22 protein-coding genes and 1 other RNA gene are annotated in these 26,094 nt (G+C 39.9%); 14 read left to right on the plus strand and 9 right to left on the minus strand.

Annotated features, from left to right (window positions below; all coding sequences use genetic code 11):
- Window positions 1–7 precede the first annotated feature (7 nt).
- Both FTU37_RS01730 and FTU37_RS01735 read right to left on the minus strand, forming a co-directional pair.
- Window positions 8–1,261, minus strand: a complete 1,254-nt coding sequence (locus FTU37_RS01730; protein WP_373686257.1) for an exonuclease SbcCD subunit D C-terminal domain-containing protein — start codon at window positions 1,259–1,261, stop codon at window positions 8–10.
- A gap of 133 nt (window positions 1,262–1,394) precedes the next feature.
- Window positions 1,395–1,772, minus strand: coding sequence for a VOC family protein (locus FTU37_RS01735; RefSeq protein ID WP_180123673.1), 378 nt, complete (start codon window positions 1,770–1,772; stop codon window positions 1,395–1,397).
- A gap of 169 nt (window positions 1,773–1,941) precedes the next feature.
- Between FTU37_RS01735 and FTU37_RS01740 the strand changes: the two genes are divergently transcribed.
- The 3 genes from FTU37_RS01740 to FTU37_RS01750 all read left to right on the plus strand — a co-directional run bounded on the left by FTU37_RS01740 (window position 1,942) and on the right by FTU37_RS01750 (window position 4,732).
- The gene (locus FTU37_RS01740) at window positions 1,942–2,886 is read left to right on the plus strand and encodes a GGDEF domain-containing protein (protein ID WP_180004261.1); all 945 of its coding nucleotides are present in this window, start codon (window positions 1,942–1,944) and stop codon (window positions 2,884–2,886) included.
- A 394-nt stretch (window positions 2,887–3,280) separates the two neighbouring features.
- Complete coding sequence (locus FTU37_RS01745; RefSeq protein ID WP_168379056.1) at window positions 3,281–3,730, plus strand: ABZJ_00895 family protein; 450 nt, start codon at window positions 3,281–3,283, stop codon at window positions 3,728–3,730.
- Between the two features lie 66 nt (window positions 3,731–3,796).
- On the plus strand, window positions 3,797–4,732 hold the full coding sequence (locus tag FTU37_RS01750; protein ID WP_168379055.1) for a TIGR01777 family oxidoreductase: 936 nt from the start codon (window positions 3,797–3,799) through the stop codon (window positions 4,730–4,732).
- Window positions 4,733–4,753: 21 nt separating this feature from the next.
- Here FTU37_RS01750 and thiO read toward each other — a convergent pair whose 3' ends face one another.
- Both thiO and hemB read right to left on the minus strand, forming a co-directional pair.
- Window positions 4,754–5,878: a glycine oxidase ThiO gene (thiO, locus tag FTU37_RS01755; RefSeq protein WP_180123674.1), complete on the minus strand. Its 1,125-nt coding sequence runs from the start codon at window positions 5,876–5,878 to the stop codon at window positions 4,754–4,756.
- A 138-nt stretch (window positions 5,879–6,016) separates the two neighbouring features.
- A complete protein-coding gene (hemB, locus tag FTU37_RS01760) occupies window positions 6,017–7,030 on the minus strand; it encodes a porphobilinogen synthase (protein ID WP_180123675.1) in 1,014 nt (337 codons plus the stop codon).
- A gap of 107 nt (window positions 7,031–7,137) precedes the next feature.
- Between hemB and FTU37_RS01765 the strand changes: the two genes are divergently transcribed.
- The 3 genes from FTU37_RS01765 to FTU37_RS01775 all read left to right on the plus strand — a co-directional run bounded on the left by FTU37_RS01765 (window position 7,138) and on the right by FTU37_RS01775 (window position 10,582).
- Window positions 7,138–7,635 (plus strand): thioesterase family protein, encoded by a 498-nt coding sequence (locus FTU37_RS01765; protein ID WP_180004269.1) that lies wholly within the window; start codon window positions 7,138–7,140, stop codon window positions 7,633–7,635.
- Window positions 7,636–7,897: 262 nt separating this feature from the next.
- Window positions 7,898–9,049: an efflux RND transporter periplasmic adaptor subunit gene (locus tag FTU37_RS01770; RefSeq protein ID WP_180010034.1), complete on the plus strand. Its 1,152-nt coding sequence runs from the start codon at window positions 7,898–7,900 to the stop codon at window positions 9,047–9,049.
- 6 nt (window positions 9,050–9,055) lie between these two features.
- Complete coding sequence (locus FTU37_RS01775) at window positions 9,056–10,582, plus strand: DHA2 family efflux MFS transporter permease subunit (RefSeq protein ID WP_180066785.1); 1,527 nt, start codon at window positions 9,056–9,058, stop codon at window positions 10,580–10,582.
- A gap of 67 nt (window positions 10,583–10,649) precedes the next feature.
- On the opposite strand, the gene glpK is transcribed toward FTU37_RS01775, so the two are convergent.
- Complete coding sequence (gene glpK, locus FTU37_RS01780) at window positions 10,650–12,134, minus strand: glycerol kinase GlpK (RefSeq protein WP_180123676.1); 1,485 nt, start codon at window positions 12,132–12,134, stop codon at window positions 10,650–10,652.
- A gap of 128 nt (window positions 12,135–12,262) precedes the next feature.
- Here glpK and ssrA point away from each other — a divergent pair.
- From ssrA to FTU37_RS01800, 4 genes are all read left to right on the plus strand, one after another.
- Window positions 12,263–12,622: a transfer-messenger RNA gene (gene ssrA, locus FTU37_RS01785) on the plus strand.
- Window positions 12,623–12,693: 71 nt separating this feature from the next.
- Complete coding sequence (locus FTU37_RS01790; protein ID WP_180123677.1) at window positions 12,694–14,262, plus strand: type I restriction-modification system subunit M; 1,569 nt, start codon at window positions 12,694–12,696, stop codon at window positions 14,260–14,262.
- Window positions 14,262–15,467, plus strand: coding sequence for a restriction endonuclease subunit S (locus tag FTU37_RS01795; RefSeq protein WP_180123678.1), 1,206 nt, complete (start codon window positions 14,262–14,264; stop codon window positions 15,465–15,467). Before FTU37_RS01790 ends, FTU37_RS01795 begins: the two co-directional genes overlap by 1 nt.
- A 214-nt stretch (window positions 15,468–15,681) precedes the next feature.
- The gene (locus FTU37_RS01800) at window positions 15,682–18,645 is read left to right on the plus strand and encodes a type I restriction endonuclease subunit R (protein ID WP_180123679.1); all 2,964 of its coding nucleotides are present in this window, start codon (window positions 15,682–15,684) and stop codon (window positions 18,643–18,645) included.
- Window positions 18,646–18,796: 151 nt separating this feature from the next.
- Here the strand turns inward: FTU37_RS01800 and FTU37_RS01805 are convergent, their stop codons facing one another.
- A complete protein-coding gene (locus tag FTU37_RS01805; RefSeq protein ID WP_180004283.1) occupies window positions 18,797–18,991 on the minus strand; it encodes a hypothetical protein in 195 nt (64 codons plus the stop codon).
- Window positions 18,992–19,447: 456 nt separating this feature from the next.
- Between FTU37_RS01805 and sbmA the strand changes: the two genes are divergently transcribed.
- From sbmA to FTU37_RS01825, 4 genes are all read left to right on the plus strand, one after another.
- A complete protein-coding gene (gene sbmA, locus FTU37_RS01810) occupies window positions 19,448–20,644 on the plus strand; it encodes a peptide antibiotic transporter SbmA (RefSeq protein ID WP_180123680.1) in 1,197 nt (398 codons plus the stop codon).
- 465 nt (window positions 20,645–21,109) lie between these two features.
- Entirely contained in the window at window positions 21,110–22,081 is a 972-nt protein-coding gene (locus tag FTU37_RS01815; protein WP_180123681.1) for a hypothetical protein, read from the plus strand.
- 95 nt (window positions 22,082–22,176) lie between these two features.
- Window positions 22,177–23,022, plus strand: coding sequence for a hypothetical protein (locus FTU37_RS01820; protein ID WP_180123682.1), 846 nt, complete (start codon window positions 22,177–22,179; stop codon window positions 23,020–23,022).
- A gap of 148 nt (window positions 23,023–23,170) precedes the next feature.
- The gene (locus FTU37_RS01825) at window positions 23,171–23,617 is read left to right on the plus strand and encodes a hypothetical protein (RefSeq protein ID WP_257225220.1); all 447 of its coding nucleotides are present in this window, start codon (window positions 23,171–23,173) and stop codon (window positions 23,615–23,617) included.
- A 108-nt stretch (window positions 23,618–23,725) separates the two neighbouring features.
- On the opposite strand, the gene FTU37_RS01830 is transcribed toward FTU37_RS01825, so the two are convergent.
- The 3 genes from FTU37_RS01830 to FTU37_RS01840 all read right to left on the minus strand — a co-directional run bounded on the left by FTU37_RS01830 (window position 23,726) and on the right by FTU37_RS01840 (window position 26,055).
- Window positions 23,726–24,304 carry a DJ-1/PfpI family protein gene (locus tag FTU37_RS01830; RefSeq protein ID WP_168379042.1) on the minus strand — a complete coding sequence of 193 codons (579 nt, stop codon included), beginning with the start codon at window positions 24,302–24,304 and terminating at the stop codon, window positions 23,726–23,728.
- A gap of 363 nt (window positions 24,305–24,667) precedes the next feature.
- Complete coding sequence (locus FTU37_RS01835; RefSeq protein WP_180004295.1) at window positions 24,668–25,267, minus strand: hypothetical protein; 600 nt, start codon at window positions 25,265–25,267, stop codon at window positions 24,668–24,670.
- Window positions 25,264–26,055 (minus strand): NYN domain-containing protein, encoded by a 792-nt coding sequence (locus tag FTU37_RS01840; RefSeq protein WP_180004297.1) that lies wholly within the window; start codon window positions 26,053–26,055, stop codon window positions 25,264–25,266. The genes FTU37_RS01835 and FTU37_RS01840 overlap by 4 nt, the downstream gene beginning before the upstream one ends.
- Window positions 26,056–26,094 lie beyond the last annotated feature (39 nt).

Genomic DNA, 26,094 nt, shown 5'->3' on the forward strand with positions numbered 1-26,094 from the left:
CAATTCCTTAAGCGTTCGCATCATCTTCAAGTGATTTTTGTGCTTCATCGACCAAACTTAAAAAATCTTTCATTACGGTGTCATCAGCACCGTAGCCCTGTTTTTCCCAAAGGTTTTGGAATAATTTTTCAGGCGTAGGCGGATCCAGGTTGATTGCAGCTTGTTGCTGATAATTTTGATCTGAATTTAAATAACGGCGGCTGATACGCACCAAACGATAACGGTTTGGCGCTAAAGCTTCTTCAAACTGCTGTCTTAAATTAGGTGCTGGCGGGGTGTCGGTATGATATTCAATTTCGACATATTCACGCTGATCAATATCTTCAATTTCACCGCTCGCCAAAGCGGATAACTGCGTTAAAACCTCCGTAATGCTGCCTTTGATGCGATGCAAATGCACGCTGCGCGGAATCGCTAAGGACTCTATTTGAAAGCGTGATTCATCCTTTTGATTCGGGTCAATACTGATCTCAAGCACTTGATGCTTATAATTGATTTCACTAAAGGACAGGGGAATTGGTGAGCCGCTATAACGGATATGAGCCTGTCCGACTTTTTGCGGTTTATGCAAATGTCCAAGTGCCACATAGTCAATTACATCATCAAACAGTGCAGTTGAAAGCGCTTCTTCATTGCCAATAATAATCGGTCGTTCTGAGTCCGAGGTTTCACCGCCTTGCATGTGGGCATGTGACATTAAAATTAAGGCTTGATCTGAGGTTTTACGAGATTTGGCTTCCGCAATTAATTGCTGATGCACATAGGCAATGGCGTTTTGGCTATTGGTGGTTTGATCATTAAAACCGGTAATCTCGGCAGCACGTAGAAAAGGTAAAGTCAGGCACCATGCCACTACATTTTTGTGTTCATCATAAATAGGTACCAGCAGTCGGTCTAAATCGAGCAGACCTTCGGTATTTTTATGGACCACGCCAACTGCTTTGGCATGGTATTTTTCTAATAAGGGTTCAACTTGTTCAATACGGTAACCTGAGTCATGGTTGCCTGCGATCATCAGGGTTTGCATGTGCGGGGCACGCACATGCGCATCGGCTAAAAATTGATAGAGCTGTTTTTGCGCTTTGGAAGCTGGGTTGATGACATCAAAAATATCGCCAGCTATCAGCAGGGCATGCGGCTGCTTTTGTTCTATTTGTTCGAGTAACCAATGAAGAAACTGTTCGTGTTCGTAGTCACGTGAGTGGTTATAGAAGAATTGTCCTAAATGCCAATCAGAAGTATGAAAAAAACGAACAGTCATGCAAGCCCCCAAAAATCAAAAAAATTGATTGGGGTCTAAAGTATCACAGATGTTCACATTTTCGAGGGTGATTAATCATTCATACGTCAAACTAAGTCGTTCTCGACAGTTACAAGGTCATCAATCTAAGCTGTTACTGTGCATTTGAATCGACTTGTACGAGGCCAAAGGTATTGTGGTCTGGGTCTAAGAAATAGCCTTGCCAACATTGACCAGGAATCGCAAATTTTTCCATGGCAATTTGACCACCCTGCGCCAAAATTTTCTCAGCGATATGGTCGAAATCTTCAACTTCAAAACTACAGGTAAATGCATTGGTGCCGCAGTGCATCGGTGGAATCTGAGCAGGGCGTTCTAACAGGCCACCATGAATGCCTTGAGTTTCAATACGGAAGTACTGAATTGGCAGCCCTTCGACTGGGGTAAACGACCAACCGAAAACCGCAGAATAAAAGGCAACCTCACGCTTTGGATCAGAACTTTGAATTTCAAAATAGCAAAGCTGGTTCATTGTTATTACTCTTTCTTTGATGGATTGCACATTTCAAATGACAGTGATTTGAAATTAGGTTAAAAAATACCAAGAAATAGGAATATAAAATGTTGTTCTAATCCTGTATATAGATCAATTGTTGTACAGCAGGTGTATTACCTGCATTTGGGGTAGCAGGAGATGCAACATGCCAAATAATCCTTTTGATGAAGAAAAACTTGCAAATAGTATGGTGTATAAGACTTTATTAGAGTCTACATTAGCCATTCCTTGGTGTATTGATTGGGACAGTAAAACATTCAGCTATATTGGACCGCAAATTGAAAAGTTGCTCGGTTGGAAGCAAAATACTTGGCGCACCGTTCAGGACTGGGCATCACGTATGCATGAGGAAGACCGTGATTTTGTGCTGAATTATTGTGTTTCGCAGTCGATGGCTGGTATAGATCATGAGGCAGATTATCGCGCACTTAAAGAGGATGGTTCATATCTTTGGATACGTGATGTTGTGCATGTCGTGCGTAAACCAAATGGTGATGTAGATTGCCTCGTAGGATTTATGTTTGATATTTCCGAACGTAAAAAACAAGAAGAACAGTTACAAAAATTGCAACGTCAGCTCGAAGAATATTCATATAAAGATGGCTTAACCGGTATTGCCAATCGACGTTTGTTTGATGACTTTTATCAACGCGAATGGTTGAACGCGATACGCACACAAAAGCCACTGAGTTTAATTCTGATCGATTTGGATTATTTTAAACAATACAACGACTTGAATGGTCATGTGATTGGGGATACATGTCTGCGTCAAATTGCGAAAAGTTTGGAATCTTGTTGTACACGACCTCGTGATTTAGTCGCGCGTTTTGGTGGTGAGGAATTTGCTTGGATTTTACCAGAAACCAATGAGGCAGCAGCAGCAGTGATGGCCGATAGAATTATGGAGGCCGTGCGTGCTGCACGATTACCGCATAAAGCTTCAGCGGTGTCTGAACTCGTCACACTCAGCATGGGGGTAAAAACCATTATTCCATCAGATCTAGATAATCGAATGCAATTTTTGGATCAGGTCGATAAAAACCTCTATGTAGCGAAAAGACAGGGGCGTAATCGCTATTGTGCTGCATAACATGGCTTTGCTGTTGTGACTTATTTTAAAGTTGCAGCAAGTTTTTAGTCAGTCGATATTTTATCGGCTGATTTTTTTGGGTGTAGAATATAAAAATTAAATGCTGAATACATAAGGCACAAAATAAAAGACCGACGATTCGAGTGATGATGAAATCGTCGGTCAAAAAATCGATTTCAAATTTAAGTGATGGCTGCTGTTCATACTTAAATTCAAAATGAAACTTATTGCTTTTAAAAAGGTCACCGAAACATTGTGGATGCCGTCCAAATCATCGGTTGCTACAGACCTTGTACCCTATATAACGTAGCTGATTACAGATTGGTTGACATGAAAATGAAAAAAAATGCATTTTTTTTTATACTAGGTGTCAACTTCTTCTTGGGTTAGGGTCATGGTGTCTTTAACACGTTATTTTTTCTTGTTTTTTTTCATTTGTTTAATCATGACCTGTATTTGCGGTGTGATCGCAGCATTATTGCCACAGGGTGTGGGTGGTATTTTAACGGTCGTACCCTATCTGATTGCCATGATCGTGGTGTTATTTCGGTTTTTAAATAAAAATCAGAGAGCACCGACACAGGCAGAACGTAAAAAATTTACCCTAGGTTTTAGCCTGATTTTTTGGTTATATAATTTTGGTTTTGTACTTTTGGGTATCGCAATTTTTTCAAGAAAAGATCCTGAAATTTGGCAAAATTTAATGCTCTATGTTCAACATCCTCAGTTTATGAGTTTAATGGTGATCATGTTATTACTGATGGCTATCCCTTTGTATTTAATCACCTATTGGTTTTATGGTCCGCAAGCACAGCGGATGGCTTCTCAAAAGTTTGGCGCATAAAGCTTGATCATCTGGTGATCTTGTTCTATAGATAACAGTATTATTTCATATAGATAAGAACAAATTATGCATCAGCCCACAGTACTGCTGACGGGTGGCAGCGGTTTTATTGGCACACATCTCATCAAGGCACTTTTAGCTGCGGATTATAAAGTGATTGGGCTCAGTCGTAAGGCTGGGCGTATTTCTAAATCACCACATTTAACTTGGGTACAGCAGCTCGATCAAATTCCTCATGACAGAATTGATTATGTGATTAATCTTGCAGGTGAAAGTATCGGCAAAGGTCGCTGGACAGAGACGCGTAAACAGCAATTATTAGAAAGTCGGGTCAAAACCACAGAAGCGCTGTATCAATATTTACGTAAACGTAAAATTTTTCCGAAATGCATTATTTCAGGTTCGGCTGTTGGCTATTATGGTATTGATATTGAAGAACAATGGACAAAAGTGTGCGATGAAAATGCTGCACCACAAGCCATTTTTATGTCAGAGCTATGCCAAAGTTGGGAGCAAGTCACACGCCAATTTCCTGAACAAAATACCATTATCACACGACTAGGTGTGGTCTTGGCTGAAGGTGGCGGAATCTTACCGCAAATGCTGCGACCGATTCAGCTCAATTTGGTCAACAAAATAGGTTCCGGTCGGCAGCCTTTTGTGTGGATACATATACAAGATGTGATCCGAAGTATGCTGTTTTTAATGAAACAAGCAGAGAAAAAACATGCATTGCTTGAACCCACGCCAATCGATCCGCATATTTTTAATTTAGTTGCGCCTGAAAAATCGACACAGGCTCAATTTGCGCAGATTGCAGCACGTCAATTAGCCAAAAAGCCGTGGCTCAATGTGCCTGCAATTGTTTTTAAAATTTTATTGGGTGAGCAATCGCAATTAATTTTAAATGGTCAACTGGTTCAGCCAGCTGCTTTATTACAGCAAGGCTTTGAGTTTAAATTTCCGACGTTAAAAGAAGCCTTGCAGGATTTATTGGCTTAGTTGAATTTGACGGATTGACCATTATTCGACGCTTAACAATGCATCTTGAAACAGGCGAGTTGGACTATAGTTGTCTGCATTGAATGAAGGCGTTTCCCCAGTCATCAGTTCAGCCAATAACTGAGCTGAAGCAGGTCCCATACATAAACCATTTCTAAAATGCCCAAAATTTGCCCATAGATTGTCGAAATTTGGCATCTGCCCAATATACGGAATCCCTTCAGGGGAAGATGGACGCAGGCCAGCCCAAGATTTCACAATCGGAAAGTTGGCAAGCTCTGGCACCATGTCAAAGCATGATTCTTGAATATGCTGCAAGGTTGTATTTGTTGTCTGAGTATCAAAGCCACATTGGCGCATACTTGAGCCGCAAACCACATGACCGTCTTGGCGTGGAATCAAGTACATGACTTTATTCATGCACATGGTCGGCAACCAGTTCTGCGGAGTTTTAAAGAGAAGCATTTGTCCCTGCACGGGTTGTACGGGTATCTCAATGTCTAGTTGTTCACTCCATGCGGCTGACCAAGCGCCCGTGGCAATAACGAATTGATCTGCTGTATGTTGTGTACCATCTGCGGTGGTGATGGACTGGATACGATTGTCCGAATGGTTTAATTGGCGGATCGGGCAATGTTCATAAATCTGAACTTTGGGATGCTGCTGTAAATAAGCCGTTAATGACTGCAAAAGTCGTGGATTACGGATGTTGGCTAATTGCGAAAAATAAATTCCATGTGCAAAGCGTGCTGAAATGTGAGGATTAATCTGCTCAATTTGATCGGATTGTAAATAATCAGCGTGTTGCATTGGGTCTTGGTGCAAACGGGCATAAGCTAAGCCAATTTCAAAATCATCTTCATCAAAAATCAACATGCCAGTTTCATGAATTTCAAAATCAATCCCAGTCATAGGTTTTAATTTTTCATTCCATTTTTGGTAGCTCTGCTTGCCATAACGTGCGAGCGCATTGACTTCATTGGGATATCGCCAAGGATACATCGGGGAGAGGATGCCACCACCAGCCCATGATGCGGCAGAACCTGTGCGTTGTTGGTCGAAAATCGTCACCGTACAACCGCGTTCAACCAGTTCTAATGCGCTGAGTAAACCACTAATACCCGCCCCAATAATGGCAATATTCATGTTCTTTTAACCGATGAATGTATGAGTTTGATCTTAACTTCAGCAACGCCGAAGTTTTTCTTCCAAGACTGTTTTTTAAATTTTACAGATATAAAAAAAGCCTTCCTGAACGTTACCATTTCAGGAAGGCTTTGCAGGTTATTTCATGTCTTTCAACATGAGTGCTGCATCTTCAGCAAAGTAAGTCCAGATCCCATCTGCACCTGCACGGCGGCAGCTCATCAGCGATTCGATAATCACGTTTTCAGACAGCCAACCATTTTGAATGGCACCTGCCAACATGGCGTATTCGCCACTCACTTGATAGACAAATGTTGGAACACCGAAATTATCTTTGACTTCACGGACGATATCTAAATACGGCATACCCGGTTTTACAATCACCATGTCGGCGCCTTCTTGGATATCCAGTGCGATTTCATGTAAAGCTTCTGCACGGTTACCGATGTCCATTTGATAGTTATATTTATTGCCACCTTTGAGGTTGCTTGAAGAACCTACCGCATCACGGAATGGCCCGTAAAAGCTAGACGCATATTTTGCAGAATAAGCCATGATGTTGGTATAGATATGGCCATTGGCTTCAAGGGCTTGGCGAATTGCACCGATACGACCATCCATCATGTCACTTGGTGCAACCACATCTGCACCCGCTTCGGCATGGCTGAGCGCTTGTTTAATTAAGCATTCAACGGTTTCATCATTCAGTACATAGCCGATATCATCAATGATACCGTCTTGACCATGTGTGGTGTATGGGTCGAGAGCACCATCAGTGATGAGAACCATTTCTGGTAGTTCTTTTTTTAATAAACGGATGGTGCTTTGGACTAAGCCATCTTCATGCCAAGCTGCTTCAGCCGTTAAGCTTTTATCTTCCTGTGGTGTAACTGGGAACAAAGCTAATTTTGAAACACCCAATTCGAGTAAACGTTCTGCCTTTCTTAGTAACAAGTCAGCAGATAGACGCTGTACGTTTGGCATGCTTGGAATGTCTTGAGTTTGTTGCTGGCCTGGCAACACAAATACTGGATAAATGAGATGATCAGTCGTCAGTTGAGTTTCACGCACCATAGCGCGAAGCTGGTCATTTTTACGAATGCGACGCATGCGAGTGGCAGGAAAAGCTGGACGATTGAACGTATAGGTCATAACAATCTCATTGATCAGTATTAAACTTTGACTATTGTAGACGCATAATGAGGGTTTGGCGCACCCCGTATTATTTTTTTATTCAATGACAGCGATTCGAGTAGGCTATGACAGATGTAAATAAGAGTTGGACCGGTAATATTGACCTAAACTCGAAGATTGAAATCGATACTTTATTAAATAACATTGCTCAAGCATTTAACAGCTCCCCATTTTTTGTACACAATGCAATGAAAATGACGGTGATCGATGGTCAGATCGAAGCACGTGTGGACATGGCCAGTAATCTAATAGGAAATGTCGCATTCCAAATTTTACATGGTGGTGTTGCGGCAACTTTACTCGACAGTATCGGTGGTATCTCTGCAATGGCAGAATTGTATAAAAAGGCCACAGCTGAAGATCTAGCAGAAACGAGTAAAAAGGTATCTCGCTTAGCGACCGTCGATATGCGTGTGGATTATTTGGCGCCAGGACGTGGACAGTATTTCGTTGCACGAGCTGAAACCTTACGTTTAGGCCGTAAGGGTTGCACTATGCGTATGACCATGGTTAATGATGAAGGTAAAGCGATTGCAACGGCGATTGCATCGTATGCTTATTAAGCCATTTTTAAGTTAACACATTCAAAATGATGAAAAAATAAAGTCCAGTATTGGCAGCAGGGCATGATTTTATCCTGTTGCCGACGAAAAAAAGACTGACGAGTTACATTTTCTATTCTCAGGATATGATTTTTTAGCTTTAAAATGCCGGAAAATTGAAGAAGATAGACTTTCTCACGACACCATTATCTGACAGCAAAGTTGACATGCTTTGCAAAGCTCATGATGCCATGACCAAGTCTGCTAGATTTAGGACAAATCTATGACAGATACCGTTAGTAACCTGCCAGAAACCCCATCTACAGAGCAGCCCACCGATCAGGAATTAAAAGCACGCAGAAAAAAAGGCCTTGGTATAGTGGCTGTATTGATCGTGATTGCTTTGGTGATGTATTTGATTTGGTCAATATTTCTAAATCATTCCGTCAGTACCGATAATGCCTATGTCGGTGCAGAAACAGCGTCGATTACCTCGATGGTCACGGGGCAAGTGGCAGAGGTTTTGGTGAGTGATACGCAGCAAGTGAAAAAAGGCGATGTGCTTGTTCGCATTGATGCTCGTGATGCTGAAATTGCCTTAGCTCAAGCTCAGGCTGAATTACTTAAAGCAAAACGCCAATACAAACAAACAGCGGCGAATAGTAGCTCTTTAAACTCACAAATCTTTGTCAGTGATGATGCGATTCATAGTGCAAGCGCACAAGTCGCCAAGGCACAAGCCGATCTGAATAAAGCACAAGATGAATTACAACGTCGTCAACAATTGGCTGCTTCGGGTGCGATTTCTAAAGAAGAATTAAGCACAGCGCAAAGTGCTGTGAATACCGCTAAAGCCAGTTTTGATGTGGCTCAAGCAGGGCTCGCTCAAGCCAAATCTAGTCAAAAAGCGGCGCAAAGTAATAAAGCGGCGAATGATGCATTAATTCAAGACAGCAATGAAAACTCAACCCCAGATGTTTTAGTTGCGCAAGCACGTCTACAACAAGCCCAGTTAGACTTAGAACGTACACAAATCAAAGCACCTTTTGATGGTGTGGTGACACGTCGTAATATTCAAGTTGGGCAACGCATTGCACCGGGAACGTCATTAATGATGGTGGTGCCAGTCTCTCAGTTATATGTTGATGCCAACTTTAAAGAAAGCCAATTGGCAGGGGTGCAAGCGGGTCAAAAAGTTGAACTGACATCTGATCTGTATGGTGACAAAGTTAAATTTAATGGCATAGTCACTGGTTTTTCTGGTGGCACAGGTTCAGCATTTGCCTTGATTCCAGCACAAAATGCCACAGGAAACTGGATTAAAGTGGTTCAGCGTTTACCTGTGAGGATACGTTTAGATCCAAAAGAGTTGGCAGAACACCCACTCCGTGTGGGGCTGTCTATGGAAGCGACGATTGACTTGAAATCGAAGTAATTGCCTATGAATCAGCAAATGCAAATGACTGACCTGAAAGGTGGTCGTCTGATTCTCGCTGCCTTGGTCTTGGCATTGGCGAACTTTATGGTTGTGCTCGACATGACCATTGCCAATGTATCTGTGCCGCATATTACCGGTAGCCTTGCAGTATCGGCATCCCAAGGGACATGGGTCATTACCTCTTATGCCGTGGCAGAAGCGATTTGTGTGCCATTAACCGGTTGGCTCGCTGGACGCTTTGGTTCTGTACGGGTTTTTGTGATCAGCCTGTTTGGCTTTACGGTATTTTCGATACTGTGTGGTTTATCGACCAGTTTGGAAATGTTGGTGTTTTGCCGAATTGGACAAGGTTTGTTTGGTGGTCCGATTATGCCACTGAGCCAAACGTTGTTAATGCGCATTTTCCCTCCTGAAAAGCAATCCCAAGCCATGGGGATGTGGGCGATGACTACCGTCGTTGGTCCTATTTTAGGTCCAATTTTGGGTGGTACGATCAGTGATAATTTATCTTGGCATTGGATTTTCTTTATCAATATTCCTGTCGGAATAGGTTGTGCAATCGCAGCGATGCGCTTACTGAAAACGGCTGAAACTCCAACACAGAAATTGAAAATAGACCGCGGTGGCTTGCTGCTGTTGGTGTTATGGATCGGTGCCTTGCAATTGATGTTGGACTTGGGCCATGAACGAGATTGGTTTAATCATCCATTTATCGTGGTGCTGGCACTGACGGCATTTGTTGGGCTGATCGTTTTTACGATTTGGGAGCTGACTGAACGGCATCCGGTGGTAAATATACTGCTGTTTAAGTACAGAAGTTTTACCATTTCGGTCTTGGCTTTGGCCTTTGGTTTTGGTGCCTTTTTTGGCAGTATTGTCCTGATTCCGCAGTGGTTACAGATCAACTTGGGCTATACCGCAACGTGGGCAGGCTATCTCACTGCAACGATGGGCGTCGGTAGTCTGACCATGTCGCCAATTGTTGCGAAGCTTGCAACCAAATACGATCAACGTGCTTTAGCGAGTTTTGGTTTAAGTATCTTGGGCGGTGTAACTCTTATGCGCGCCTTTTGGACTACGGATGCAGACTTTATGGCTTTGGCTTTACCGCAAATATTACAAGGTTTTGCCGTGCCATTTTTCTTTATTCCCTTGTCAAATATGGCCTTAGCATCGGTACTGCCACAAGACATGGCATCTGCGGCAGGTTTGATGAACTTCTTAAGAACCATGGCTGGGGCTATTGGCGCATCGATTGCTGTTACCATTTGGGATGATCAAACCAAAGTCGCACGCAGTGAAATGGTCAGTAATTTACATGCTACTGAGGTACAAAATACCTTGGTGAATCATGGAATGAGTTCAGAAGCTGCTTTGGGATATATCTCCAGTTTGGTGGATAAAGAAGCCTTAACGCTTTCAGCTAATCATGTGTTCTTAGTCTTGGCAGGTGTCTTTATATTCGCTGCACTGATCATTTGGCTCTGCCCACGACCTAAAGCAGGTGTGGGTGGTGGTCATGCACACTAAATATCATCAAGTATAAAAAACCGCTCATTCGAGCGGTTTTTTTGCGTACGGCGTTGATTGGAAAAAATTAAAGGTCCGAGCGCGCCCGTTTAAGTGCAGACTGCCACTGAGCCAAATGAAATTCACGTTGATCAGCATTCATTTTTGGTTCAAAAGCACGTTCTAATTGCCATGATGCGGCAATTTCATCAAGATTTGAAAACACACCCGCTTTGAGTCCGGCCATTGCGGCAGCGCCCCATGCAGTTGATTCTAAAAGTTTAGGACGCAGTACAGGCACATTTAAAATATCGGCCTGAAATTGCATCAGCATATCATTGCTACTGGCACCGCCATCGACCCGGAGTTCTTTAAGTGGACTAGACAGGTCTGACTGCATGGCAGTCAATACATCCGACACTTGAAAGGCAATGGCTTCTAGGGCGGCACGAGCTATGTGGGATTTATTTGTACCTCGTGACATTCCACAGAGGAGGGCGCGGGCATCACTGTCCCAATGCGGAGCACCTAGTCCAGTAAAGGCTGGAACCAAAATCACGCCATCGGTATGCTCCACTTGGCACGCGAGTTTTTCAACATCACTGCTTTTTTGAATAATCCCTAAACCGTCTCTTAGCCATTGCACGATTGCGCCAGCCATAAACACACTACCTTCAAGTGCATAATGGGTTTGACCTTGAGCTTGCCATGCAAGTGTTGAGAGTAATTTATTATGGCTATATTGAACTTCGGTGCCGGTATTAAAGAGCATGAAACAGCCTGTACCATAGGTGTTTTTTGCTGTTCCTGCTTCAAAGCATGACTGTCCAAACAGCGCGGATTGCTGATCACCTAAAATGCCAGTAATGGGAATGTTTGCGCCAAGTAAACCTGTAGCGGTATCTGCAATATATTCATCTGAACTGATGATTTTAGGAAGGACCGACAGGGGAATATCAAATAATTCTAAGAGTTCTTCATCCCAAGCTTGTTGCTGCAAGTTCATCAGCATGGTTCTTGAGGCATTGCTTGCTTCAATCACATGCTCTGCACCTTGTGTCAGGTTCCACACCAACCAACTGTCAATCGTGCCGAAAGCCACATGACCTTGCTCTGCGAGTTCACGTAGACCTTGGGTGTGTTCTAATAACCAGACCAATTTCCCAGCACTAAAATAGGGGTCGATACGTAAACCGGTCTTTTTGTGAATGAGGTCATTGAGGTTTTGTTGAGTTAGTTGCCCACACCACTCGGTTGCACGGCGGTCTTGCCAGACAATTGCAGGAGCGAGCGGTTGACCTGTGCGTTTATCCCAAACCACAGTGGTTTCACGCTGATTGGTCAGGCCAATGGCTTTAATGTCTTTGGCGAGGATACGGGCAGAAGCGAGCGCTTGCTGTACGACGGCAATTTGGGTACTCCAAATTTCCTGAGCATCTTGCTCCACCCAACCCGAATGTGGGGTTTGAATGTGGGTTTCCCGTTGAGCTGTAGCTTGAACTTGTCCATGTTCGTTAAAAATGATCGCACGACTTGAAGTCGTTCCTTGATCGAGTGCCAATAAATAGCTCATATATTTTTCTTTTGCGGTCTTGAAAAATAAAATATTAACGCAATTATGTAATTAAGCGCAGATCAATGTGTAATTGTTTCGAAATTGCATCGCAATTTTTTGCAGTTATGCTATGATGACGCTACTTTGGGGATGTTTCTGGCTTCGACGCTGGTGATGAAACTCATAGATGCATGTCGAGAGCGCATTTTCTCTCGTAAATCAAATTTGCATATTTTAGTCGCAAACGACGAAACTTACGCTCTAGCTGCCTAAGGGCAGCTTGTCCGCATCCCTGAATACTTGTGGTTAGGGGTCCCGACTGAAGCGAACGCACACAAGTCCGTATAAGATCAAGCCTTGGGGTCTTATACTAAATCTTAAAGGATCGCGATTTGTACCCTGTTCGTCGGGTCACAAAGAGCTAAATCAATAGACGATATCTAAGCATGTAGTATTCTCGAGCGTAGTGCTGGCGGACGCGGGTTCAACTCCCGCCATCTCCACCAAAATTCAAAAAAGTCGAACCTTCGGGTTCGGCTTTTTTTATGATTAATTAAAAACATTTTTTGGTACAACAATGACTCAAGTCCAGCTTCAAGAACTGCAAAAACAACTCTGGAATATTGCCAATACTTTGCGCGGTAAAATGGGGGCAGATGAATTCCGTGATTACATTTTGGGCTTGATCTTCTATAAATATTTGTCTGAAAAAATTCAAAATAATGCCAACGAAATTTTGGCGCCGGATCAAATTAAGTTTACAGAATTGGTCGAAGATACTGAAAATAATCATGCATATTTGAGTGCTGTGCGTGAAGAATGTCTTGCGAGTATGGGCTACTTCTTAGCACCACAAGAATTGTTCCATAGTATGGCAACATTAGCTCGAGCAAAAAAATACATTTTGGATGATGTAATTAAAACCCTTAAGGCGATTGAGCAAAGTACGCTGCGTACAGATGCGGCAGATGATTTTTCGCATTTGTTTGAAGACATGGATTTAAGTTCGACCAAGTTAGGAAATACGCCTGATGACCGCAATGAGCTGATTAGCCGTGTGATCGTACATTTAGACGATATTAATTTTGATTTGTCGAATACTGAGTCTGATATTTTAGGCGATGCTTATGAGTTTCTCATTGGTGAATTTGCTTCAGGTGCAGGTAAAAAAGCAGGTGAGTTTTATACACCGCAAATGGTTTCGACTTTGCTTGCAAAACTTGTCACCTTAGGTAAAGAACGTCTACGCAGTGTATATGACCCAACTTGCGGTTCAGGATCTTTATTGCTACGTGTAAAGCGTGAAGTTGGTGATGTTGATGCGATTTATGGTCAAGAAATGAATCGTACGACATATAACTTGGCGCGCATGAACATGATTTTGCATGATGTGCATTACTCAAAGTTTGAAATTAAGCAGGAAGATACTTTAAAACGTCCACAGCATATGGAACTGAAATTTGATGCGATTGTAGCGAATCCACCATTTTCGGCAAAGTGGTCTGCGAGTGAGTCATACTTAAGCGATCCGCGTTTCCGTGATTTTGGTAAGTTAGCCCCAAGTTCTAAGGCCGATATGGCGTTTTTACAGCACATGCTTTATCAGTTAGATGAAAATGGGACTTTGGCGATTGTACTACCGCATGGAGTTTTGTTCCGTGGTTCGAGTGAAGGGCACATTCGTAAGCATCTAATTGAAAAGTTAAATGTGATTGATACGATTATTGGTTTGCCTGCCAATATTTTCTATGGCACGACTATTCCGACTTGTGTGTTGGTGTTGAAGAAAAACCGTGAGCATAGCGACAATATTTTATTTATTGATGCGAGCAACGAGTTTGATAAGCAAAAGAATCAAAACAAGCTTTTGCCAGAGCATTTAGATAATATTGTTGGTGCATTTGAAAACCGTCAAAATATTGAAAAATATGCATATGTAGCGAGTCTGCAAGAAGTTGCTGACAATGATTACAATTTGAATATTCCACGTTATGTGGATACTTTTGAAGCCGAAGCTGAAATTGATTTAGATGCAATAGCGAAACAACTTCAAGCCTTAGAAGTGGAAAGTCAAAAGACTGATGCGGTGATTGCGAGTTTCTGTAAAGAGTTAGGCATTGATTCACCTTTTTCGGAGGTGAAGTAATGGCTTCGCCTAAGTTACGGTTTAAAGAATTTGATGGAAATTGGCTAGCAGCCACGTTAGAAAATTTAGCAGAAGTGGAGCGTGGTAAATTTTCTGTACGCCCGAGGAATGATCCAAGGTATTTTGGTGGCGAGATGCCATTTGTACAAACAGGGGATGTAACAGGCTCTGATGTTTATTTGAAAGGATATAGTCAAACTTTGAATACAGATGGTATTCGAGTAAGTAAGGTATTTCCTGCTGATACGATTTTAATTACGATTGCCGCAAATATTGGTGATACTACAATTACCAAATATCCAGTTGCTTGTCCTGATAGTGTTGTTGCCATTCAACCAAAACGAGAAAAAGCAAACACAATTTTCTTAAAGAATATTATTGACCTTCAAAAAGACAATTTAGATTCTCAAGCAACTCAAAATGCTCAAAAAAATATTAATCTTCAGGTCTTAAAGCCTTTAGAGTTAATTGTTCCATCCAAAGAAGAACAAACTAAAATCGCTTCTTTTCTTTCCGCTGTGGATGAAAAAATTAACCAACTGACCCAAAAGCATGAATTACTGAGCCAATATAAACAAGGCATGATGCAAAAGCTCTTTAGCCAACAGTTTCGTTTTAAAGCGGATGATGGGAGTGAGTTCGGGGAGTGGCAGGAAATTATTTTAAGTGATGTTTCCGATGTTAGAGATGGGACACATGATTCACCAAAGTATGTTAAACAAGGTTATGCCTTAATAACGTCTAAAAATCTAAAAAATGGTAAATTAGATTTCTCGGATATCAATTATATTTCAAAACAAGATTACGAAAATATTAGCAAACGTTCAAAAGTTGATGTTGGTGATATTATTTTTGGAATGATAGGAACGATTGGAAATCCAGTACTGTTACTACAGGATAATTTTGCTATTAAAAATGTCGCTTTAATTAAACAGAAAGGTGAACTATTAAATGTTTTTTTAATTCATTATTTAAATAGTAACTTATTTGATCAACAAGTTAGACTTCTAAATGCTGGCAATACTCAGAAATTTTTAGCTTTAGGGCAAATTAGATCACTCAAAATATTGAAACCATGTCTAGCAGAGCAAACCAAAATAGCCAACTTCTTATCTGCTATCGACCAAAAAATTGAAGTCGTGGCACAGCAAATACAACAAGCCAAACAATGGAAAAAAGGCTTGTTACAGCAAATGTTTGTCTGATTGTTTATAGGGTTTCATAAAATTCCTGCATTTATTCAAATGTGGGAATTTTTTTATTTAAGAAAGTACTGAAGGACTCCTAAAAGAAAAAACAGTGATCTGTATCATCAGTTTAGATGTTTATTTGATGAATTTAAAAGATTGAAAAATATAATAAATCTATTAGAATCAAAAGATATACATACCAATAGTTAAAAACTGAGCAGTATTATAAATGTCGACCCAAAAAGAACTTGAACTCGAAAACCAATTTATAGAGCACTTAACAACTTTAGGGTACGAACGTGTTCAGTATAGAAACGAAACAGCCTTACTCGCAAACTTAAAAAATCAAATAGAAAAATTTAACGCACTGACTGCACCACTCACACATGAGCAATGGGAACAGGTGTGGAATTACCTGAGCAGCGAACATACGATTTTCGGCAAAGCCAAACTATTGCGTGGTTCATATCAGCTTAAACATGATGACGGTACGACCCAAACACTGCGCTTTTTAAGTGATGATGCAGCAAAAAATATTTTTCAAGTGACCAACCAAGTGACGGTTCATTACGGGGAGAGCGGTACAGAAACCAGCCGTTTTGATGTCACGCTATTGATCAACGGCTTTCCCTTAGTACAAGTTGAACTCAAACGCAGTGGCGTAGAAATCGCACAAGCGTTTCACCAAGTGCATAACTACAGTAAAGACGCCTATACATCTGGACAAGGTCTGTTTGGATACATCCAGCTCTTTGTCATTAGCAACAGCGTAAATTGCTTATATTATTCACACGGTACGCCACTGTTTGATTTTACATTTCCGTGGGCAGATGAAAGCAACAAAGCTATTAATGACTTGAGTAAATTTACCGAAGCATTTTTAAACGCACCACATATTACGAAAATGATCAGTAAATACATCGTTCAGCATCAAACCAATGAATGCTTAATGGTGCTGCGACCTTATCAAGTCTATGCAGTTGAAAACATGATTCAGCATGTGAAAACCTCAACCGATCATGCCTATATTTGGCATACAACAGGTTCAGGTAAAACACTCACGGCATTTAAAGCCAGTGAAATCATGCGTCAGTTGCCAGAAATAGAAAAAGTTATCTTTGTCGTGGACCGAAAAGACCTAGATAATCAAACCACTAAAGAGTTCAATGCCTTTGTTCCCGACTGCGTAGACCAAACGACCAACACCAAAACATTGGTCGAACAGCTCATCGGTAAACGGCTGAACTCACGAAAAAATGAAAGCAATATACTCACAGATAAATTGGTCGTGACGACCATTCAAAAGCTGAATAACGCAATTACACTCCCTAAATTCAGAGAATTGATCGCTGATTTGGCAGATAAAAAAGTCGTATTTATTTTTGATGAATGCCACCGCAGTCAATTTGGTGATACTCACCAAAATATCAAACGCTTCTTTAAACAGGCGCAAATGTTCGGTTTTACAGGCACGCCTATTTTTCCTGTGAACTGTCAAAGCATTGGTGGCGTGAAATACACCACAGAATATCTATTCCCTAAACGACTGCATAAATATGTGATTGTCGATGCGATAGCAGATAAAAATGTTTTACCATTTCAAATTGATTACGTAGGACAATTTACCGCTCATCAGGTGAATGCAGGTGATGAAAAAATACAAGGCATCGATACTAAAGAACTGTATGACAACCCTGAGCGCTTAGAAAAAATTGTACGTTATATTTTAAAAAATCATGACAAAAAAACGGCAAAACGCGAATTTTGTTCAATGTTTTGTGTCAGCTCAGTAGATGTCCTGCTTCAATATTATGAAATATTTACCAAAGTCCAAGCAGAGTTGGTTGCAGAAGCGGACAAGAAGGAAGAAATTTATACCCCTTTAGTGATTGGTACGATTTTTTCTTTTGGAGCACAGGATACGACAAACGACGCCAATGACTCTGCAACAGGCACGATTTCTGAAGAAGAACTAGAACAGCCGAGTCAAGTTGATATGGGGCGTAAAGCGCAACTTGAACGGATCATTGCAGAATTTAATACGCGCCATCTGACTAGCTATAACTGTGACGAAGGATTTTATGAATATTATAAAAATCTAGGTGATCGAGTTAAGTACTTCAAAGTACCTAAACCACCTAAAGAAGTTGGGGAGCTTAAAGGGCCACCAATTGATTTATTACTTGTGGTCAATATGTTCCTGACTGGGTTTGACTCATTGCCGCTCAATACGATTTATGTCGACAAAAACTTAAAATATCACGGTTTAATTCAGGCTTTTTCGCGTACAAACCGTATTTATAAACCAACTAAAGCTTTTGGTAATGTCGTGTGTTTTAGAAATTTAAAGCAGGCAACAGATAAAGCTCTTTCTACTTTTGCAGACGACCAAAATTTTGAACAAGTGATTGTGCCACCATTGGATCAACAATTAGCAGAATTTAATAAGTGTGTTAGTGAATTAAGAAAAATAACACCTGAGTGTCAGTCAGTAGATGATCTAAAACTCGAAAGTCAGCAGTTGCAGTTTATTCAAGCTTTTCGTGATGTGATTCGTCTACATTCACAACTGAAAATGTATACAGACTTTGATGTTGATAACGCAGTTATAGTGCCGCAAGAACTTGAAGACTATAAATCTAAATATAAAGATTTATATGACAGAATAAATAAAGGTACAGCGGTTGAAAAAGATTCAGTGCTACGTGACGTGAATTTTGCTTTAGATTTTATTATTAGTGATTATGTAAATCAGGATTATATTTATACATTATTAAATATGATTGCTGCTGCGCCACCGTCCTCGATTCAAAGAGCGAAACAGCAGCAACAACTCCAATCTTTACTCAGTAATGACCGAAAAATGTATAAAAAAATGGATTTGATTCAGAAATTTATTGATGAACAAATGCCACGAATGCTGAATGGTCAAAGTGTTCAAGATGCATTTAAGCAGTTTTGGGATGCAGAAAAACAGCAAGCCTACGATGTTTTTTGTAAAGATGAAAATCTTGTGATGGATGAGTTTAAAAAAGTGGTTAAACGATTTGATTTTACTGAACGTTTTCCGCACGCACATGAAATTCGTCCATTGCCAAAAAACAAGCCTTCAGCACTGGTGAGTAAAGTCTATTTTGAGGGATTGCATCAGAAAACCAATGCGATTTTAGAAAAATATGATTTACGGATTTAAACGTTAAGCTAAGTTATGAAAAATATTTGCTTAAAAGGAGGGTTCTTTTTTTATGGAATTTAAGAACCTTATCCTGTTTATTCAATAATTGTCTGATTAAATTTCTTAGAATAAATATGATTTAAAAACAAATCACAAAGTGAGGCGAAAATTAAATTTCGCGCCAAACTTCATTCTTATCTTTCAATGAAATCACAAAGTTAAATTTGTCATCATTACTTACCAAAAGGCCTTCTGGCGTTTGCATAATCACTTTTAGAACGGTACCAGTTTCAAAAACCAAAGGACTGCAATTTTCTTTATTTAATGTAATTGGTTTGAGTAATTCAACAATTGCACTTTCCATTTTACTTCCCCAAGCATAGGTTGTTAATTGAACTTAGCATATTATTGGTGAAGAAACATGTTTTGTAAATGACGTGAGCTACATCGCAGAAAATATTTTAGAGAATTCCATAACTTAAGTTTAAATAATGGTTAAATAATTTATGGATTTTAATTTATTGATATCAAAGAAAATTTATAAAATTACAAATTTTTTAAGTGTATCTGTATGCTTAAGATGCGTTTTTTGTTCCACAAACAATGACCAGATCATCAAAAGGGCATGATCAATAATGAATTTAAGGTGAACTTCAGTTTTCATGCTTAAGCTAACCGAATGATGTGTCATCTTGTATTTGATTGTTAAATTTCAGATTAAACAGCGTTAAATCTTCAATCTGAACAAGAAAATTAATGAAATAAAACTTATCATCAGCAACTCAAACTAAAAACAAAGATTCAGGGAAATGTAGGGCCAATGTTTAAATCGTTTTTTCCAAATCCAAAATGGTTTTTTGGATCATTCCTTCTATGGTTCGTAATCAATATTGTCTTGTGGTATAGCGGTGGTAATAGTTGGGGTACGATATTTGGTTTACCTGCAAATTATCATATTGCAGAACTACCTATTGGTGTCAGCCGATTTTGGAGTCCCAAATTTTTATGGTTCTATGTTTGGTTTTTTGTAGCAACGGCGCTTTTTGCAGCCTTTTGGAAGATTAAATCAGATAATCCTTGGCAGCGATGGTCAGTGTGGGGAACCGCACTTATTCTGTTTAATGTTTGGTTTAGTGTGGAATGTAATGTCGTGATCAATGCTTGGTATAACCCATTCTATGACCTGATCCAGAAAATGCTTTCAGGTGGTGGGGGCGAAGTGACGATGCTATATTCTGAGATACTGACTTTTCTCTATGTGGCCATGGTGTATGTCACACTGGCTGTATTGAACCTGTTTTTCGTCAGTCATTATGTTTTTCGTTGGCGTACTGCAATGAATGACTTTTATACTGCGCATTGGGAAAAACTGAGAACCATCGAAGGTGCCTCACAGCGTATTCAAGAAGACACGATGCGTTTTGCGAGAACCACAGAAGGACTTGGAGTTAGCTTAGTTGAATCGGTGATGACCTTAATTGCATTTCTACCTGTGCTGTTAACTTTATCAACACATGTAAAGAAATTACCTGTCGTGGGGGAAATCGCCTATGCATTGGTTTGGGCGGCAGTCCTTTGGGCAGTATTAGGGACAGTTATTTTAATGTTGGTGGGTTATAAACTACCGGGTTTGGAGTTTAATAATCAAAAAGTCGAAGCAGCATATCGTAAAGAATTAGTTTATGGTGAAGATTATGCAGATCGAGCAGACCCTCTCACATTAAAAGAATTATTTACTAAAGTCCGATTTAATTATTTTAGACTGTATTTTCACTATGCTTATTTCAACCTGGTTCGTATTTGGTATATGCAGCTTGATAATATTTATGGGTTCTTTATATTGTTCCCAAGTATTGCAGCGGGAACAATCACGCTCGGTATATTAATGCAAATTTTAAATGTCTTTGGGCGTGTACGTGATTCCTTCCAATACCTGATTTCCTCATGGACAACCATTATCGAACTGATTTCTATTTATAAGCGTTTAAGAGCATTTGAAGAAAAAATTAATAATTGATTTTATAAGTTTAAAATAGACCTGCACTAAAATGCAGGTTTTTTTATGACTTTAATTTTAAGTTAATATATTTCAATAAAATCAATAGATTAATATTTTTAGATGAGCTGTTTTTTTACTCGATTCCATATTGTCGCTCGAATCATGGATAGGCCCAGCTTTATATTATTATTAATAATAGAGGCTTGTTCTGATGGCAGATTTGATAAGCACATAGCGATACATAAATGCTTGCGAAATAACCTGAAATGGAACGATGATGACCGTTCACCAAGGATAAACAAATACACTTAAATAAAATGTGAAATTCATCAAATTAAAATTAACAACATGTGTATACATCTCATACGTATGCGATTTTAGTGATTAAAGCTATAAAAATAATAAATAAAATCAAGATTATAAAATTGTGAAAGGCACTAAATTACGCTATTTTTTAAGGGTGAATTTTTTGAGATTTTTGCTGTGAATTTAAAGGCAATTTTATGGGTGGGGAGTATTGGATTTGGATTACATGGTTGTACAACCATGCAGAGTTTAAACCCAAATTCATTTAATCATTATGCATCACCACAAGAAGTGATTAATCAAAAAGGGCTAAATAGCTCAAATGGGAAGGCGAAAGAATACGTCTATGATTGGGGGCCACAAAAGAAAAATATGGAAGCAGAATCAGTTATACCCAAGCAAAATATGAGCAGTTACTGCCAAGCCAAAAATGGCAAATTTATTCAACTGAATAAAAGCAATTTGAACCAAGTCAAAAATGCATGGAGTCGTAAATTATTAGCGACCTATAGCAGTATAAAACAGGGCACAGGCGTATTTCAGTGTAGTCAGGCAGATGGACAACGCTGGATGGTTGCAATTGAACCCGTTTCAGAGCGTAAATCAAATGACCGTTCTGAAACCCGCTTAGTGAGTTTGTATACAGCAATCATCGGACCCGAAGAACGTCGCAAAAATTATAATAAACAAGAAGAAGCTGTTGCTAAAAAAGCCACATCAAGCAAAGCAAAACAAACGACAACAAAAAGCAATGCGAAAGATGAAACAAAAAAAGAAGTAGAGACAAAAAAAGAAACCAAAGCCAAAGAGCCTGAAAATAAACCTGTAGTGAAACCAGTTGCAGAAACATCGCAACAGATACAAATGCGCTTATATGTCAATGCACGACGTGACTTAAATGCAGGAAAAAACCAAGTCACCGCTTGTAATAATGCACAGCGCGCTTATAGCTATGGCAAATTAAATGGTGCAAATGCCAATAGAGCCTATGCTGAATCAGGTATGCTCGTTGCAAAATGCTTAACGTCAGTGCCTGCATATAGCAAAAGTTATCCAAACGCCAATGCAAGAGCAAAAGGCATCCTACAAAACTTAGCGACCAACTATAACCACGCAGGGGCAAAAAATATGTTGAATCGTATGAAATAAACTTCAACAGGATAAAAGCCATTTGGGGAAATAAGCTTTTATCCTGATCCAATGATGTACTCAGATAAAATTTTAAAAAATAATAAGGAAAAACCATGAGTTCAGTAAATGAAACTTATTTTAATGCACCATTATTTGACCGAGAATTAACAGAGATTACAGTCAATATCGAGCAAACACCCTTCTTTTTGAATGATCGTGGGCATCCAACATATTTAGCATCACTTGGGGCAGGAATTCATTTAATTACCGAGTCAGCCACCAATGCGAAAATGACGATGGGAAATCCCTACGATGTACCTTCCGAAATTTCGACTAAAATTACCAATTGGGGGGAGCAAATGGAGCTTGAATTTGAAGGGCAACACTTCGAGTTTATGCCATTGGTGGCAAGCAAAGAAACCGCGGCAGCTTTTGGTATCACCTTAGTTCAGGCAGATGAAGCGATTCAGATTCATTCAAATCAAAAACGACTGTCAGAGATTCATTATGAATACGGCATGATGGCAGGTCATTGTTTTGCCTATCTAGATGGCGGTAAGCCTGACTGTAGTGGAAAAACCTTATTTCCTTTTGTGGCTACTGATTTAGAACATCACGACTTTCCGCATATTTTTAGCGCGACCGATCAGGATCAATTGCCACTGGTCATCTCATTAGGACGCTATTTTCCAAATCTAGGCAAGATTTACTTGGCAGATTTATGGGTCAATCCGGGAGATGTTCTCTACATTCCTGCGAAGCCAAAATATTCGAATCCTGAGTTTATTGACCTCCATAATAATCGTAATGCAGCACTTGCATGTTGGCGAGGTGACAGTAATAAATCGACATTGACCACCCATAGTTTGCTCGATACCCACGGACATTTTTACTGGTATTGGAATAGAAGGCCAACGATTCATCCTCTCATCTATGCACCGACTAGCAAAAATGAATAGTTGAGTTACATAGACCAAACAGCAAATACAGCACTTCATGATAAAAAGGTGACTCAAGCTTTTGGGAGTTTGGTCTATGGCTTACGGTTTATCTAATAAATTACATCTACGTTTTTCACGACCAGCAGGTTTGGCTTTATTGACGCTCATGATGCTCGGGACGACTCAGGTGAGTTTGGCGAGTCCGACGGTCGATCAGCTCAGTCAATGTTTAGTGAAATCGACCACTGCGTCGGATAAAACGGCAGTTCTACAATGGACCTTTTCAGCATTGGCAGCGCACCCAGATTTAAAACAGTATAGTAATGTCAGTGATGCGCAAAAAACGCAACTCGATAAAAATCTGGCTCAAGTGATGCAGCGAATCTTGGTTGAGCAATGTTCTACACAAACGCAGGCCGTGATCAAAGCCGATGGTCTACAGGCTGTAGGCGAAAGTTTTGAAGAGCTTGGTAGTATCACGGGGGATGAAATATTAAAGACGCCTGAAATTAAACAACAATTACAAGGCGTACTGCGTTATGTCGATTTGAATAAATTGGTGACCAAATTTTTAACCCCAGAAATTTGGAATAAGTTAGGTGTGGTTCGTTAATTTTATTTTGAGTAAATAAAAAATGCTCCTTTTATACAAGGAGCATTTTTTATGGATTCACCCTAAATGGATGATGATCCAATGCGTTTTAGTTTCGTGACTCAAGCATTAAATGGTAATCGTCGCGCCTAATGCTTTAACAAACTGGGCCATCCATGCAGGATGAGCAGGCCATGCAGGTGCAGTAACTAAATGACCATCGGTCACTGCATCCGTGACTGCAATATCTGCATATTGACCACCAGCCAGTTTAACTTCGGCTGCACATGCTGGGTAAGCCGAACAGGTACGACCTTTTAGCACATCGGCTGCCGCTAGAATTTGCGCCCCATGACAAACCGCTGCAATAGGTTTTTTCGCCGCGTCAAATTCGCGTACGATTTCAATCACACGTGTATTCATACGTAAATATTCAGGCGCACGACCGCCCGGGATCACTAAGCCGACATAGTTTTCTGAGTTAACTGCATCAAAGTCATAGTTAATCGCAAAGTTATGACCGCGTTTTTCGCTATAAGTTTGTTCACCTTCAAAATCATGAATGGCTGTGGCAATGCTGTCGCCAGCTTTTTTGTCAGGACAAACGGCATGAACGGTATAACCAAGACCAACTAAAAATTGAAAAGGTACCATGGTTTCGTAGTCTTCAGCATAGTCGCCCACGAGCATAAGAATTTGTTTTGACATGATGTAACCCTCTGTTGAAATATGATTTATATCAATTTTTCATTTACCTTAGCATATTGGAATGACAGTTTTAAGCAGGCTGTAAATTCTTTAGTTGTATATTTTTATCTGGATTTATAAAAGTTATAGATGGTTATAGTTCAAATTATGATGAGTCTAGTAGGCTAGCTGTTATCAATTATTAATGACTTTAGTGTTTTTCACAAAGTTTTAAAAAGTTAAATATTTACCTCTCCCTTGCGCAGCAGTGCTGTTCATCTACTAAATGGAGAGGTAAGTAACAATCCATAACGGTATTAAATTAGCAATGGAAGCACCTTCTCCCACTAGGAGAAGGCGGGGGGTAGAGGGAAACTTAAAAAATTAAATCAGATCAGGATAAAATTTCTCAAATCCCTCATTCACCGCTTCACCTCGCAGCAAATAGCCTTTCGGTTGGATATAACTATAAATTTCCCGTGCGGGTTGTTCATGCCAGCCAATGTTAAAAGCACAGAGTTTTGGGAAAAATTGCAAATGGCTATAGTTCAGATGGTTATGAATCCAATAGGCGAGTTGTTGCCAATTGCTTTGGTCTTTTTCATAAAGTTTTAAAAATGATGGAATGACGATACATGCCGTTGCACCGTAGCCTTTAGCATCGGGATAGTCCCAAATATGACTGGCAAAGTTTTTCTCATTACTTGCGCAATTATGTCCTTTTTCATTGCCGAGTTGGTTCACGCTTGGTGAACGGTAAGCTGAACGAGTGGCAATACGTCCAAACTTTTCTTGCAGTGGTTCAAGTAGTTCTTCGCAGAGTTTCGAGCCCGTACGAATGGCAATATCAGGATGGTCAGGGACGTTGGGTACACCGTACCAATTGGCGATTTCACTATAGAGAAAGTCGCGCATAAAGAAGGACTTGGAAAGTTGAATGCGTCCTAAGTCTTCGAGTTTTGCGATGGAGGATACTTTTTTCATTTAAGTTTAATATATATTTGCTTGTGGCCATTTTCCAAAATTCGTTCTTCATATTCAAAAATATCAGAATGATCTTTTATTAAGTCTACAACTTTTTTAAATCCATAATTTCTTGGGTCAAAATCATTTTGTAGTAATTTCCATTGTGATGTAAATGAAGATGCAGGAATCCATTCAGTATCATGGTTATCAAAAACTTGCTTAATAATATTTAAAGGCAGGGGAGTTTGTGATTCTGTTTTAAGCTGCTGTTTTGGTACTTCTTTAGCGATATTTTCTTTTTTAACTTCTTGGGTTGGAGTTTCTTTGACAGGTGGTTCTTCGTAATTACTTAAGTTTTCAACATAGGTGAAATGTGAACAAGCATTTCTAAAGGCTTCGGGTGTTTGTTTCTTGCCAAAACCGTAAACAGTTGCTCCTTGTTCTTTAATACGAATAGCTAAAGCTGTGAAATCACTATCACTTGATACTAAACAAAACCCATCAAATCTTCCTGTGTATAGTAAATCCATTGCGTCAATAATCATAAAACCATCGGTCGCATTTTTACCTGTGGTATAAGCAAATTGCTGCATGGGTTTAATCGCTAGACTATTAATGGCCTGTTTCCAGTTTCCATTTTGATTAACGAAGTTACCATAAATTCTTTTAACTGTAGCTTCTCCGTATTTTGTCAGTTCATTCAAAATATTTTCAATATCTTTTGCCGAAGCATTATCGGCATCAATTAAAACTGCTAATTTTGTTGTTTTTTCTTCTGAAATATTAAAAATTGTTTTTACAGCCATTATATTCTCTAAATGAAAAACCCCACATTAAGTGAGGTT

Source organism: Acinetobacter sp. YH12097 (assembly GCF_013419225.1).
Classification (GTDB): domain Bacteria; phylum Pseudomonadota; class Gammaproteobacteria; order Pseudomonadales; family Moraxellaceae; genus Acinetobacter; species Acinetobacter amyesii.

Coding starts and splice junctions, on each gene's coding strand:
- FTU37_RS01835 (WP_180004295.1), bottom strand. CDS start 25,267: ATGAAAAAAGTATCCTCCATCGCAAAACTCGAAGACTTAGGACGCATT.
- FTU37_RS01750 (WP_168379055.1), top strand. CDS start 3,797: ATGCATCAGCCCACAGTACTGCTGACGGGTGGCAGCGGTTTTATTGGC.
- FTU37_RS01735 (WP_180123673.1), bottom strand. CDS start 1,772: ATGAACCAGCTTTGCTATTTTGAAATTCAAAGTTCTGATCCAAAGCGT.
- glpK (WP_180123676.1), bottom strand. CDS start 12,134: ATGAGCTATTTATTGGCACTCGATCAAGGAACGACTTCAAGTCGTGCG.
- FTU37_RS01805 (WP_180004283.1), bottom strand. CDS start 18,991: ATGGAAAGTGCAATTGTTGAATTACTCAAACCAATTACATTAAATAAA.
- sbmA (WP_180123680.1), top strand. CDS start 19,448: ATGTTTAAATCGTTTTTTCCAAATCCAAAATGGTTTTTTGGATCATTC.
- FTU37_RS01795 (WP_180123678.1), top strand. CDS start 14,262: ATGGCTTCGCCTAAGTTACGGTTTAAAGAATTTGATGGAAATTGGCTA.
- FTU37_RS01830 (WP_168379042.1), bottom strand. CDS start 24,304: ATGTCAAAACAAATTCTTATGCTCGTGGGCGACTATGCTGAAGACTAC.
- FTU37_RS01730 (WP_373686257.1), bottom strand. CDS start 1,261: ATGACTGTTCGTTTTTTTCATACTTCTGATTGGCATTTAGGACAATTC.
- FTU37_RS01770 (WP_180010034.1), top strand. CDS start 7,898: ATGACAGATACCGTTAGTAACCTGCCAGAAACCCCATCTACAGAGCAG.
- FTU37_RS01820 (WP_180123682.1), top strand. CDS start 22,177: ATGAGTTCAGTAAATGAAACTTATTTTAATGCACCATTATTTGACCGA.
- FTU37_RS01840 (WP_180004297.1), bottom strand. CDS start 26,055: ATGGCTGTAAAAACAATTTTTAATATTTCAGAAGAAAAAACAACAAAA.
- thiO (WP_180123674.1), bottom strand. CDS start 5,878: ATGAATATTGCCATTATTGGGGCGGGTATTAGTGGTTTACTCAGCGCA.
- hemB (WP_180123675.1), bottom strand. CDS start 7,030: ATGACCTATACGTTCAATCGTCCAGCTTTTCCTGCCACTCGCATGCGT.
- FTU37_RS01790 (WP_180123677.1), top strand. CDS start 12,694: ATGACTCAAGTCCAGCTTCAAGAACTGCAAAAACAACTCTGGAATATT.
- FTU37_RS01825 (WP_257225220.1), top strand. CDS start 23,171: ATGATGCTCGGGACGACTCAGGTGAGTTTGGCGAGTCCGACGGTCGAT.
- FTU37_RS01765 (WP_180004269.1), top strand. CDS start 7,138: ATGACAGATGTAAATAAGAGTTGGACCGGTAATATTGACCTAAACTCG.
- FTU37_RS01775 (WP_180066785.1), top strand. CDS start 9,056: ATGAATCAGCAAATGCAAATGACTGACCTGAAAGGTGGTCGTCTGATT.
- FTU37_RS01745 (WP_168379056.1), top strand. CDS start 3,281: ATGGTGTCTTTAACACGTTATTTTTTCTTGTTTTTTTTCATTTGTTTA.
- FTU37_RS01740 (WP_180004261.1), top strand. CDS start 1,942: ATGCCAAATAATCCTTTTGATGAAGAAAAACTTGCAAATAGTATGGTG.
- FTU37_RS01800 (WP_180123679.1), top strand. CDS start 15,682: ATGTCGACCCAAAAAGAACTTGAACTCGAAAACCAATTTATAGAGCAC.